General features: G+C 70.7%; 14 protein-coding genes. 7 read left to right on the forward strand and 7 right to left on the reverse strand.

Going from position 1 to position 11,795, the window contains the following annotated elements; all coding sequences use genetic code 11:
* Nucleotides 1–58: 58 nt before the first annotated feature.
* Together ACFU7Y_RS28825 and ACFU7Y_RS28830 are read right to left on the reverse strand one after the other, a co-directional pair.
* The gene (locus tag ACFU7Y_RS28825) at nt 59–1,309 is read right to left on the reverse strand and encodes a sensor histidine kinase (RefSeq protein ID WP_380770133.1); all 1,251 of its coding nucleotides are present in this window, start codon (nt 1,307–1,309) and stop codon (nt 59–61) included.
* A complete protein-coding gene (locus tag ACFU7Y_RS28830) occupies nt 1,309–1,983 on the reverse strand; it encodes a winged helix-turn-helix domain-containing protein (RefSeq protein ID WP_380770134.1) in 675 nt (224 codons plus the stop codon). The genes ACFU7Y_RS28825 and ACFU7Y_RS28830 overlap by 1 nt, the downstream gene beginning before the upstream one ends.
* Before the next feature lie 154 nt (nt 1,984–2,137).
* Here ACFU7Y_RS28830 and ACFU7Y_RS28835 point away from each other — a divergent pair, with 154 nt between their 5' ends.
* The 3 genes from ACFU7Y_RS28835 to ACFU7Y_RS28845 all read left to right on the forward strand — a co-directional run bounded on the left by ACFU7Y_RS28835 (nt 2,138) and on the right by ACFU7Y_RS28845 (nt 5,486).
* Nucleotides 2,138–4,099 (forward strand): glycoside hydrolase family 9 protein, encoded by a 1,962-nt coding sequence (locus tag ACFU7Y_RS28835; protein WP_380770135.1) that lies wholly within the window; start codon nt 2,138–2,140, stop codon nt 4,097–4,099.
* A 511-nt stretch (nt 4,100–4,610) separates the two neighbouring features.
* A complete protein-coding gene (locus ACFU7Y_RS28840) occupies nt 4,611–5,054 on the forward strand; it encodes a hypothetical protein (protein WP_380770136.1) in 444 nt (147 codons plus the stop codon).
* Nucleotides 5,055–5,168: 114 nt separating this feature from the next.
* Nucleotides 5,169–5,486: a cation transporter gene (locus ACFU7Y_RS28845; protein WP_374119915.1), complete on the forward strand. Its 318-nt coding sequence runs from the start codon at nt 5,169–5,171 to the stop codon at nt 5,484–5,486.
* Between the two features lie 203 nt (nt 5,487–5,689).
* Here the strand turns inward: ACFU7Y_RS28845 and ACFU7Y_RS28850 are convergent, their stop codons facing one another.
* The 5 genes from ACFU7Y_RS28850 to ACFU7Y_RS28870 form a co-directional block, all read right to left on the reverse strand.
* Nucleotides 5,690–6,736, reverse strand: coding sequence for an ArsO family NAD(P)H-dependent flavin-containing monooxygenase (locus ACFU7Y_RS28850; protein WP_380770137.1), 1,047 nt, complete (start codon nt 6,734–6,736; stop codon nt 5,690–5,692).
* Complete coding sequence (locus tag ACFU7Y_RS28855; protein WP_380770138.1) at nt 6,733–6,951, reverse strand: DUF2180 family protein; 219 nt, start codon at nt 6,949–6,951, stop codon at nt 6,733–6,735. Before ACFU7Y_RS28855 ends, ACFU7Y_RS28850 begins: the two co-directional genes overlap by 4 nt.
* Before the next feature lie 5 nt (nt 6,952–6,956).
* The gene (arsB, locus tag ACFU7Y_RS28860) at nt 6,957–8,066 is read right to left on the reverse strand and encodes an ACR3 family arsenite efflux transporter (protein WP_224276425.1); all 1,110 of its coding nucleotides are present in this window, start codon (nt 8,064–8,066) and stop codon (nt 6,957–6,959) included.
* Nucleotides 8,063–8,389, reverse strand: a complete 327-nt coding sequence (locus ACFU7Y_RS28865) for an ArsR/SmtB family transcription factor (protein WP_380770139.1) — start codon at nt 8,387–8,389, stop codon at nt 8,063–8,065. The genes arsB and ACFU7Y_RS28865 overlap by 4 nt, the downstream gene beginning before the upstream one ends.
* Before the next feature lie 513 nt (nt 8,390–8,902).
* The gene (locus tag ACFU7Y_RS28870; RefSeq protein WP_380770140.1) at nt 8,903–9,502 is read right to left on the reverse strand and encodes a class I SAM-dependent methyltransferase; all 600 of its coding nucleotides are present in this window, start codon (nt 9,500–9,502) and stop codon (nt 8,903–8,905) included.
* A gap of 171 nt (nt 9,503–9,673) precedes the next feature.
* Between ACFU7Y_RS28870 and ACFU7Y_RS28875 the strand changes: the two genes are divergently transcribed.
* The 4 genes from ACFU7Y_RS28875 to ACFU7Y_RS28890 all read left to right on the forward strand — a co-directional run.
* Nucleotides 9,674–10,033 carry an OsmC family protein gene (locus ACFU7Y_RS28875; protein WP_380770141.1) on the forward strand — a complete coding sequence of 120 codons (360 nt, stop codon included), beginning with the start codon at nt 9,674–9,676 and terminating at the stop codon, nt 10,031–10,033.
* A 132-nt stretch (nt 10,034–10,165) separates the two neighbouring features.
* Complete coding sequence (locus ACFU7Y_RS28880; protein WP_380770142.1) at nt 10,166–10,981, forward strand: sulfite exporter TauE/SafE family protein; 816 nt, start codon at nt 10,166–10,168, stop codon at nt 10,979–10,981.
* 288 nt (nt 10,982–11,269) lie between these two features.
* On the forward strand, nt 11,270–11,692 hold the full coding sequence (locus ACFU7Y_RS28885; RefSeq protein WP_224276431.1) for an arsenate reductase ArsC: 423 nt from the start codon (nt 11,270–11,272) through the stop codon (nt 11,690–11,692).
* Nucleotides 11,693–11,696: 4 nt separating this feature from the next.
* A partial coding sequence (locus ACFU7Y_RS28890; RefSeq protein WP_380770143.1) for an FAD-dependent oxidoreductase occupies nt 11,697–11,795 on the forward strand: 99 nt, incomplete at its 3' end.

The raw sequence follows: 11,795 nt of genomic DNA on the forward strand, positions 1-11,795 counted from the left end.
CTCGGCACCCCTGCAGACGTGGGGTGAGATGACCCAGGGCGAGCCTTGCCGGGTTGTGTCAGCTGCTGGTGTGCGGAGGTAGTAGGAGTTCTGCGAGCAGGCCGCCGCCGGAGGCGGGGGAGAGCCGGGCGGTGCCGTTGTGGAGTTCGGCGACCCAGCGGACGATGGCGAGGCCCGTGCCGGTTCCCTTGCTATCGGATCCGGTGACGCTGCGTTCGAAGACCCGTGTACGGTCCTTGGCCGGTACGCCGGGGCCGTGGTCCCGCACGGCGATGCGGCCGGGGGCGACGCTCACCTCGACTGGGGTGCCGCCGCCGTGCCGCAGCGCGTTCTCGACGAGGTTGCGGATGGCCTGGGCGAGCAGTTCGGGGTCGCCGTTGACGATGGTGGCCTCGGTGATGACGGTGACGCCGGCGCTGTCCGGTAGTTCCTCGATGGTCTGTTCGACCAGCTGGTCGAGTCGCAGCAGGGTGAGCTCGATCTCCTGGGTGCCGGCCTCGACGCGGGCCCGGGCCAGCAGGCCGGTGACCAGTCGGCCCAGGCGGTCGATGAGGCGGACCGCTTCGTCGAGGGCGGCGGGCGCCCGGGTGGGGGAGGTGCTGCCGCTTTCGACCACCAGGCGCAGGGTGGCCAGCGGGGTGCGAAGCTCGTGTGCGGCTTCGGCGAGGAACTGTTCCTGCTGGTCGAGTCCGCGCAGTGCGGGTTGCATGGCCCGTCCGGACAGGAGGTGCCCGATGGCGGCGGCGGCCAGCACCAGGGCCGCGCAGCCAAGGGTGAGCCAGCGGACGAGGCGGTCGTGGGCGGCCTGGCTCTGCGCGGGGTCGGCTCCGACCAGCACGGCGGCGCCGATCCTGTCGCCGTCCCAGACGGGGGCGGCGGCCCACTGGATCTCCCGGCCGCCGGCCTCGGTGGCGACGAAGACGGTCTCCTGGTCGTGCTCGACCTGTTTCCAGATGTCGTCCAGCCCGGACTGGTCGGGAAGAGCGGCGCGCGCGGTGGGCGCGTGACGGATCTGGGGCCGGCCGGGCGCGGCTGCCTGGATGACGGCGAGCCGCTCCGCGCTCAGGGCCAGGTCGTCCTCCGCCAGGGCGTCGAGGTGCAGGACGCCGTCGTCATAGTAGAGCGTGCGGGCGAGGCCGTCGGCCCGCCGGCTGACCTCGCTGTCGAGATCGTTTGTGCGGGACTGGGCGTCGGTGCGTACGGCCAGGACGGAGAGGACCAGCAGGCACAGGGCGGTGGTTGCGGCGAAGAGCAGGGTCGTTGCCCACCGGACGCGGTGCAGGCGTGCGATTGCGGGACTGGGCGGCATCACAGGTCCGCGGCCGGATCTGCGAGCCGGTATCCGGCGCCGCGCACGGTCAGGATGAGCTCGGGCGGGCCCAGTTTGCGGCGCAGCTGGCCTATGAGGACGTCGACGACGTTGGAGAGCGGTTCGGTCTGCTCGTCCCAGCAGCGTTCGATGAGTTCGGTGCGAGTGACCACCTCTCCGGCGCGCAGCATCAGGACTTCCAGGACCGCGAACTCCTTGGCGGTGAGGGTGAGCAGTACACCGTCGCGCCGTACCCTGCGGCGTGGCAGGTCGAGCTCCAGGGTGCCGACGCGCAGTTCCGGCAGCCGCGCGGGCTGACCGCGACGGCACAGGGTGCGGACACGGGCATTGAGCTCGGCGAAGGCGAAGGGTTTGACGAGGTAGTCGTCGGCGCCGTGCTCGAACCCGGCCACGCGGTCGCTGACCGCGTCGAGGGCGGTGAGCAGCAGGACGGGAAGGGTGGCGCCGGCCTTGCGCTGGGCGGCCAGGAGCGTGAGGGCGTCCCCGTCGGGCAGGGTGCGGTCGGCGACCAGGCAGTCATAGGTGTTGACCGCGAGTTTGAAGTCGGCGTCGGCGAGATCGGTGGCGAAGTCGACGGCGAAGCCGGCCTCACGCAGACCGCGGGTGATCACGGGGCCGAGCTCGGGGTCGTCCTCGAGGACAAGTACGCGCATGGCGGGCGAGCCTACTGTGGTCGAAAAGGACACGAACGTCGGGGTGGTCGTGATTGGGGCGGTATGCCTGCGGCGGCGGGAACTCGCGCAGGCGGCGCCGGGGTCCCGTACCTGCCTCATGTTCGTCTCATGGACCCGCTGACAGTCTGCGGGCATGGCAAAGAACCGTATGCGTAAGCGCGTCATCGGCATGACCGCTGCCGGCCTGGCAGCCACCGTTGTCGCGGTCTACTGTGTCCAGTCCGCGCAGGGCGCGGACTCCCTGGCTGCGGGTGCTCCGCGGGCGGTGGTGCGCGTCGACCAGGTCGGCTACACGCCCGGCGAGGCCAAGCAGGCCTACCTGATGACCTCCGTCTCCGCGTCCAAGGCGTCCTTCCGGGTCCTCGACGCCTCCGGGAAGGAGGTCCTGAAAGGCAAGGTCGGCTCGTCTGCCGGAGGCTGGAACGGCACGTACAACGCCGTCCACACCCTGGACCTGTCTCCTCTGACCGAACCCGGTGACTACCGGGTCGAGGTGACCGGGCCCGTCACCGCCGTCTCCCCGACGTTCCGCATCGCCGCGGCGGACGACCTCTTCGGCAAGCTCATCCAGGACAACGTCCGTTTCTTCCAGGCCCAGCGCGACGGCGCCGACGTAGTCTCCACGGAACTGCGCCGCAAGCCGTCCCACCTGGCGGACCGCCAGGCCACGGTCTACGACACCCCCGCCTACGCCGACGACGAGACGGTGCTGACCGCGCCCCTCAAGCGTGTCGCGGGCCCGATCGACGTCTCGGGCGGCTGGAACGACGCCGGCGACTTCCTCAAGTTCACCCACACCGCCTCCTACTCCACCGCGAGTCTCCTGCTCGCGCACCGCACGACCCCCGTCGGCGGGCAGGAGCTGGCCGCCGAGGCACGGCACGGGCTGGACTGGCTCGGCAAGATGTGGGACGACAAGTCGCGCACCCTCTACGTCCAGGTCGGGCTCGGCAAGGGCGACACCGCCGACGGCAGCGGCAAGATCCGCTCCGACCACGACGTGTGGCGCCTGCCGGAAGCCGATGACGCCCTCGACGTGAAGCCCGGTGACCCCGACTACCTGATCAAGCACCGGCCGGTCTTCCGCGCGGCACCGCCCGGCAAACCGATCAGCCCGAACCTCGCCGGGCGCGTCGCCGCCACCTTCGCCCTGGCCGCCCAGCTCGACGCCGCCGAGAACCCCGAACGGGCCCACGAGGAACTCGAGAAGGCAGCACACATCTACGCCCTCGCCGACACCAACCCCGGCGACCAACTGGTCACTGCCTTCCCGCACGGCTTCTACCCCGAGGCGTCCTGGCAGGACGACATGGAATTCGGCGCCGCCGAGCTCGCCCTCGCCGCCAAGGCCCTGGGGGACAAGCGCACGACCGACTGGACCAGGCAGGCCGGACACTGGGCCAAGCAGTACATCACCTCGGACAGCCTTGGCACCCTCGGGCTCGGCGACGTCAGCGCCCTCGCCCACGCCGACCTCGCCCACCTGCTCGACGACGGCGCCGCCCGCACCGAAGTGACACACGACCAGCTCGCCGCCGACCTCAAGCGCCAGCTCGACGACGGCAGCGCCCGCGCGGCCCACGACCCCTTCGGGGCCGGCGCCGTCTACACCGACTTCGACTCCGTGCCCCACACCTTCGGCCTGGCCGCTACCGCCCGGCTCTACCACCAGGTCACTGGAGACTCCCGCTACGACGCGTTCGCCACCCAGCAGCGCAACTGGGCCCTGGGCGCCAACGCGTGGGGATCCTCCTTCGTCATCGGCGCCGGAACCACCTTCCCGCACTGCCCCGAACACCAGGCCGCCAACCTCGCCGGTGACCTCAACGGGGACGGCGACATCCTCTTCGGCGGCGTCGTCAACGGCCCCAACGCGGCAGACAAGCTCAAGGACCTCAACTCCTTCCCCACCATGCGCACGTGCCCGACCAACCAGGGCAACCCCTTCGCCGCGTTCGACGGCCGCGGCGCCGGCTTCATGGACCACGTCGGCGCCTGGCAGACCGTCGAATCCGCCGACGACTTCACCGCCACCGCCCTCCTCGCCTTCACCCTCGCCGCCGCACCCCAGGACACCAACAGCAAGCCCAACTGACAGCACAAGGCCCGCAGCAGCGTCGGCACGCTGGTGGAGAAACCGGCACCACACGCCCGACCTGACCACGGGGCCCGGGGCAAGAAATTCTTGCCCCGGCCCCGTCGTAGGGCGTGTGCCGCTTGTCTGCGTGTGCGCACTCTTGACAACCGATCTCCAGGACGCGTCCGGAGGTGTCCACGAGCAGTTCTCGGCGGTGTTCGAGGCCGCCGTGTGCGTCAGCGTAGGCGTTGACGCGCGGGTAGAAGCGGGCGAACAGCGGGTGCCGTGTCCGGGGTGGCATCGCACCTCCTGGCGGTGGCGGAGGCGTGCCCTGGCATCGAAGGCTGGGCGGCCGCTTCCCAGTGTGCGCCGCGGGTGGTTGCTCGTCGGCCTGTACGGGCGGATGGCTGACCCGTATCCGGTCGGTTGAACGCTCGGTTTGCGGGAACCGTACCCATGGGGGCGCGGCCTTTGCGAGCGACAGAGAAGGAGCGGCGGGCGGGGGAGCCGCGTGATCCCCGGAGTCGTGATGATCTCTCGCACGGTCCGAACCGCACTGGTGGGGACTGCGGCAGCCTGTGCTGTGGCCAACGCGGTCGTCCACCTGGTTCTGGTGCCCTCGCATCTGGAGGAGTGCTTCTACGTCGGCGTCCTGTTCGTGGTCGGGAGCGCGGTGATGCTGGTTGTGGCGGTCGCGCTGGTGGCTCTGCGACGGCCGGCCGTCGCCTGGCTCGCCGGGGCGGTGACCAGCGTCGGCATGATCGCCGGGTTCCTGTTGTCCCGTACGGTCGGACTCCCGGATTACCACGAGGACGGCTGGGAACTTCCGTACGGTCCGATTTCCCTGGTCGTGGAGGCGCTCTTCGTCGTCACCTTCGTGGTCTGGCTGAGCAGGGCCGGCACTGCGCCGGCCGTCGGCGAACACCCCAGGACGGCTGGGTGCGGGAGTGTGAACGCTGGGCAGTCACGGTGATCGGGGCAGGCAGCCCCTCTCGCGATCGGCTCGGTCCGCGGAGGTGTCCTGTTCTGGTCCAGCTCCCGTCGGCGGGCTGGTAGCCTGCTCGCCCCTTGTATCGCCCATGACGCCATCTCCACGCTCGCGGCTGCTGAGCACCCGTCGACCAGCTGGCTCGGCATCGTGCTGTCCGTCTCCTCGCTGATAGTGATGCCGTTGCTGGGCCGGGCCAAGCGTTGCCTGGGGAAGGTGCTCGACTCCGGGGCCACCACCGGTGAGGGCACCCAGAACCTGCTGTGCGCCTACTTGGCCGCCGCCGTCCTCGTCGGCCTTCTCGCCAACACGCTGTTCGGTCTGTGGTGGCTCGACCCGGTCATCGGCCTGCTGGTGGCCGGGCTCGCGGTCCGCGAGGGCATCGAGGCATGGCGTGGTGAGGAGTGCGGCTGCTGAACCAGAGCAGCAACAAGAGGCGACGGCGGTCACCGATGGCCGGGGCCGCGCGTTCCCACGGGGTGACACGGCCAAGCAGCGCAGTCCGTCCGTTGCTCCGAACGCGGCAACGCGCGTCGGAGCACCCGTCGCTCTGCGCTTGACAGGCCTGGGCGGCGAGTGGAGCCGGACAGAACTCCGGCGGCCGAATCTCCTGCGATCGGTCAGCGCAGCAGGTCGGTGATCTCGGCGACGGCCTGGCGGGCGGTGCGGCCGACGCCGATGAGGGTGGCGGAGGCGGGGCCGGTCCAGTCGCCGTAGCCGAGGAGGTGGATGCGTGGGTCGGAGGCGGCGCGGGTGGCGGCGGTGGCGATCCGGCCTCGTTCGCCGGTGCGCAGGCCGAGTGGGGCGAGGTGGGCGAGGGCGGGGCGGAAGCCGGTGCACCAGATGATGGTGTCCGCCGGCCAGACCTCGCCGTCCGGCCAGTGTGGGCCGGTGGGGGTGAGGGCGGTGAACATGGGGTGGTCGGTGAGGAGTCCGGCGTCGCGGGCTGCGCGTACGGGTTCGGTGGCGACGATGTCGCCGAGGTCGGAGATGCGTGGGCCGCCATCGGTGACGCGGCGGGTGGCGATCTCGAAGAGGGCGCGGCCGTCGATCTCGTCGGGCAGGAGGCGGGCGGGGCGGCGGGTGACCCAGCGGACGGCGGCCGCGTGCCCGATCAGGTCGGCGGCGATCTGGGCGCCCGAGTTGCCGCCGCCGACCACCACGACGCGCTGGTCGGTGAAGTCGGTGGCCCGGTGGTAGCCGGTGGTGTGGAGCTGGCGGCCGCTGAACAGTTCACGTCCGGGGACGGCGGGGACGAAGGGGCGGGTCCAGGACCCGGTCGCGCTGATCAGCGCACGGGTGTGCCAGGTGCCGTCGTCGGTGTGGACGAGCAGGCCCCCGCCACAGGTCTCCGTCACCTCGGTGACGGAGACCGGGCGGTGGACGGGGAACTCGTAGCGCTTCTCGTACTCGGCCAGGTACCGGGCGACGTGATCGGCGTCGGGCCAGTCGGTTCCGGACTGGCCCGGCATGGGACGGCCGGGCAGCGACGAGTAGGCGGCGGGGGAGAACAGGCGCAGACTCTCCCAGTAGTGCTGCCACGCGCCGCCCGGCGCTTCGGCGGCGTCCAGGATCGCGAAGTCGAGTCCGGCGCGCCGCAGGTAGTAGCCGGCGGCGAGCCCGGCCTGGCCGCCGCCGACTACCACCACATCGGTCGTTTCCGTCACGAAGGGATCCCCACGCCGGATTCCACGGGTGCTGTGCAGGGCGGGCACAGGATCTGGCGGACCACCGTCTTGTCGGCCGGGCCGAGTACGGGCCCGCGCCGCAGTGCCGCGGCCTCGGTGCGGGCGTGGTCGGCGCAGACGCCGGCGCCGCAGCCGCGGCAGACTCCGACGGCGGTGCCGGTCGTGTCTGCTGAACGGCACTCCAGGCAGTGCATGGGGGTCAGGATTCCTTTGCTGCGGTGATGACGGCGGTCGGGGCGAATCGCTTGCGCCAGGCCAGGGAGACGTAGACGAGGGCGATGAGGACGGGCACCTCGATGAGGGGGCCGACGACGCCGGACAGGGCCTGGCCGGAGGTGACGCCGAAGGTGGCGATGGCCACGGCGATGGCGAGTTCGAAGTTGTTCCCGGCGGCGGTGAAGGCCAGGGTGGCGGTGCGGTCGTAGGCGAGGCCGACGGCCTTGCCGAGGGCGAAGGTGCCGAACCACATGATTGCGAAGTAGGCGAGCAGCGGCAGCGCGATGCGGGCGACGTCGCCGGGCTGGTTGGTGATGGTCTTGCCCTGGAGGGCGAAGAGGATCACGATCGTGAACAGCAGGCCGTACAGGGCCCAGGGGCCGATCGTCGGCAGGAACTTCTGCTCGTAGGTTTCGCGGCCGAGCTTCTTCTCGCCGAGGCGGCGGGTGAGGAAGCCGGCGACGAGCGGGATGCCGAGGAAGATCAGCACATTGACGACGATCTTGGCGACGGAGAAGTGCAGGCCGTCCTGGGCGAGGCCCAGCCAGCCGGGCAGGATGTCGAGGTAGAACCAGCCGAGCAGGCCGAACGCGACGACCTGGAACACGGAGTTGAGGGCGACCAGGACGGCCGCGGCCTCGCGGTCGCCGCAGGCGAGGTCGTTCCAGATGATGACCATGGCGATGCAGCGGGCGAGTCCGACGATGATCAGGCCGGTGCGGTACTCGGGGAGGTCGGGCAGGAGGAGCCAGGCCAGGGCGAACATCACCGCGGGGCCGAGAACCCAGTTGATCACCAGGGAGGAGGCCATGAGCTTCTTGTCGCCGGTGACGGTGTGCAGGCGGTCGTAGCGGACCTTGGCGAGCACCGGGTACATCATGACCAGTAGGCCGAGGCCGATGGGCAGCGAGACGCCGCCGACCTCGACCTTGGCGAGGGCGTCGTTCAGGCCGGGGATGAGGCGGCCGAGGCCGAGTCCGAGGCCCATGGCGAGCAGGATCCACAGTGCGAGGAAGCGGTCCAGGAAGGAGAGCTTGCCGACCAGTCCGGCCTCGGGGTGGTCCGGGGGAGCGGTGGTCTTGGCGAGGGTCACGGGCAGGCCCTCTTCGAGTCGGTGTTGGCGCGGGCGGTGGCGGCGAGGTCGCCGAGGAGACTGGCGAGGCCGTCCAGGGCGTCCGCGCGGAGCTTGTAGTAGGTGAAGCGGCCGCAGGGCTCGGTGTCGACCAGTCCGGCCTCGCGAAGGATCTTGAGGTGGTTGGACAGGTTGGTCTGCCGGGCGCCGGTCTCCTCGACCAGGTGGCTGGTGCAGAGGGCTTCGCGGGCGAGCAGGGTGAGGATCCGCATCCTCAGCGGGTCGGCCACGGCTTTCAGCACGTCCACCGGGCTATTTGTATCACTCTCTACTGACATCACCATGTAGTGATACATTAGTCGATGTCGGCGGCACTTCCAAGCCCGCTGCCGAGTCCGCCCGTCAAGCGGCCAGCGGGTGCCGCCGCTGCAAGGACTGTTGCGCCGCCGGGGATTGGGTACGGGCGTCTCGTTCATCCGGCACGGACGTTCGTGCTCGGCGTGTGGCTGGGCTGCCGCGGTCGCCCGGGATTGGACACGGGGGTGCGGCGGGACGGGGCATCTTGATGAACCGGCCGGTGCGGGTGGGTGTCGACGATGGCACACGTCGTGTGAGCGGCAGGGCGAGCCGGCCTTTGCCGCAGAAGGGGGCAGTGGGGGCTCTTGAACGCCCGCCCGCTACGGCCCTGAATGCTGTGCCGATGGTGCTGCTGCCCCCGGAAGGCCGACTGCGTCCTCTCAAGGGCGGGTGTCAGCTGTGGCGGATCGGATTCAGGGCCGGCACTCGAAGACTCCCTGTACCAAGCCGCTTCTGCGGACGGGTGTCCGTCTGTCGAGTGCCGGCTCCGGGGGGTGAGGTCAGCCCTGGGCGCGGCTCAGGATCCAGACGCCGTAGGTGTCGTTCGCGGGGTGCAGCTGGTAGGTGCCTGCGCGCAGGTCGACGCGCAGTCCGGCGGCGGTCAGGTCCGCTTCGAACTCCGCCGCCGTGTAGGTCCGGGCGTGCGGCGGCGGGTCCTGGAGGTGGAAGCCGACCAGGATCCGGCCGTTCTCGCCGAGTACGTCGCGCATCGCGCCCAGCGCCCTGCGTTCCGTGCCCTCGGCGAGGTAGACGATGACGTTGCCGACGCAGACGACCAGGTCGAACGGGCCGTCGTCGGGGCCGAGGTCGAGGATGTCGCGTTCCTCGATCGGCAGCCCGGGGTAGGTCTCCCGGGCCTGGCGGACCAGAGCCTCGTCGGGCTCGATCGCGACCACGTCGTGCCCCCGTTGCAGGAGTGCGGCGGCCACCCGGCCCATGCCGGCGCCGGCGTCGAGCACTCGGGCACCACGCGGCAGGAGCGTGTCGGCGAGCCGGGCCTCGCCGTCGACGTCCTCGCCGGCGGAGATGAGTTCGGCGAAGCGCTTGCCGAAGTTTCCGCTCTGTCCCGCCTCCTGCCAGCGGGTTCGCCGCGTCGTCATCGGTATGGGCTTTCCGTGTGGCAGCGTGATCCTGTCCATGTCCCGAATCCTAGGGCGATGCCGCTGATGCGGGTCGTGGCCACTGAGGCGCCTGCCATGGGCCCTGGCACGGGCGGTTCCGATCGCTCGTCGGACGGCTTGTGGTGCATCGCTCCCGATCTGCCGAACGGAGTGTCCGCGACGGAGGAAGACGCGACGCCGCCGACCGTCTACTGGGCGAGCGCCCCGAGTGGCGCACCGGGCCCAGCCGACCTGCTTGCCGCCCGCCTGCTCAAGAACGTCGAACGCTCCAGTCGGCTGCTGCCCTTCCGCTACCACCGTGCCGAGGTCGACGTGCAGGTCCGCCGCCAGGACACCCCGCCCCGCTTCACCGCCCTCACCTACGAGCTGCGGCTGGTCACTGACGAGCCTCAACGCCGGATCGACCTGCTGCACCAGAACCTGCGCCGGTTCGGCACCGTCTACAACACCCTGGCCGCCGTGTGTGACGTCGACGGCACCGTCGTGCCCATCGCCCTGCCCGCTGAGTGAACGCGCGCCCGGGGGATCCGGGCAGCCCACTGCCCGCAGTGATGAGGATCGTTGACCCAGCTTCGGGGGCAGACCTGTTCTTGGTGGACCTGCCATAGCAGGCGGTGGTCGCGATCCGCGAGGATGCCTGTCGTGACCATCGACACGGACCTCGTACCACAGCGTTCGACGCACTCAACGGCCCTGGTGTTCGGGGCCGGTGCCGTCATCGGCGTGCTGGGCGGGATGATCGGCCTGGGCGGCGCGGAGTTCCGCCTGCCGCTGCTGGTCGGCCTGTTCGGGTTCGCGGCGCTCTCGGCGGTCATCCTGAACAAGGCGATGAGCCTGGTCGTCGTGCTGACCGCGCTGCCCGCCCGGCTCGCCGCGGTGCCGGCCTCGCAGGTGGCCGCGCACTGGCCGGTGGCGGTCAACCTGCTCGCCGGAAGCCTGCTGGGCGCCTGGGCCGGAGCGAGCTGGGCGATACGGATGCGCAGCGCCACCCTCTACAAGGTGCTGGCCGCGCTGATGGTGCTCATGGCTGCTGCTCTGCTGGTCACGCACACCACCACCCTGGGCACGCTCGACCTCCCGCCATGGGCCCGGGTGCCCGGCGGGGTGGTCGCCGGGTTCGGCATCGGGGTGGTCGCGGCGATCATGGGCGTGGCCGGCGGCGAGCTGCTGATCCCGACGATCGTGCTGCTGTTCGCGCTCGACATCAAGACCGCCGGGAGCCTGTCCCTGCTGGTGTCGTTGCCCACCATGCTGGTGGCCTTCGCCCGCTACAGCCGCGACGGCAGCTTCGCCGTCCTCGGCGCCAACCTGCGCTTCACCGCCGTGATGGCCGCAGGCTCCATCGTCGGCGCGGTGCTGGGCGGCCTGCTCCTCGGGGTGTTTCCCGACCTGGTCCTCATCCCCGCGTTGGCGGTGATCCTGCTCGTCTCCGCCGTCAAGCTCGCCCGGCACGGCTGAGTCCGTGTGGCCGGTGCCCGGCAAGCCGATGCATACACAGACAGGCGGGGAACCCGAGGCTGTCCGGGGCTTCGGGCGCGAGCGTCCACCCTCGCCATTCACATCACTATCGACTGACATCACCATGCGGTGATACGTTTGTCGGTGTCGGCGGCTCTTCCGAGCCGACCGCCGAGTCCTGCAGCGCAACCGGTCTGCGGACACCGCAACTGCCGCAAGGCCGTGCCGTAGGCACGACCGCCTCCGCCCGGTCGTGTTGTGCGGCACCCGTCTCCGAGGAAGAGCGAGATGACCACCTCCCCCGCAGCCTCCGTGCTGTTCGTCTGCGTCCACAACGCCGGCCGCTCCCAGATGGCCGCCGGCTTCCTCGCCCACCTCGCGGGCGACCGCGTCGAGGTCCGCTCCGCCGGCTCCATGCCGGGCGACCAGGTCAACCCGTCCGCCGTCGCCGCCATGGCCGAGGTCGGCATCGACATCTCGGACCAGAAGCCGAAGATCCTCACCACCGAGGCCGTCCAGGCGTCGGACTACGTGATCACCATGGGCTGCGGCGACGCCTGCCCGTACTTCCCCGGCAAGAAGTACCTCGACTGGAAGCTGGAGGACCCGGCGGGCCAGGGCGTCGAAGCCGTCCGCCCGATCCGCGACGAGATCAAGGCCCTGATCGAGAACCTGATCGCCGAGATCGACGCCAAGCAGCTGGAGGGCTGACCGCATGGGCGACGTCCGTAACGTGATCATCATCGGTTCCGGCCCGGCCGGGTACACGGCTGCGCTCTACACGGCCCGTGCCTCCCTCAAGCCGCTGGTCTTC

This window comes from Kitasatospora sp. NPDC057542 (genome assembly GCF_042801945.1).
Lineage (GTDB): Bacteria > Actinomycetota > Actinomycetes > Streptomycetales > Streptomycetaceae > Kitasatospora.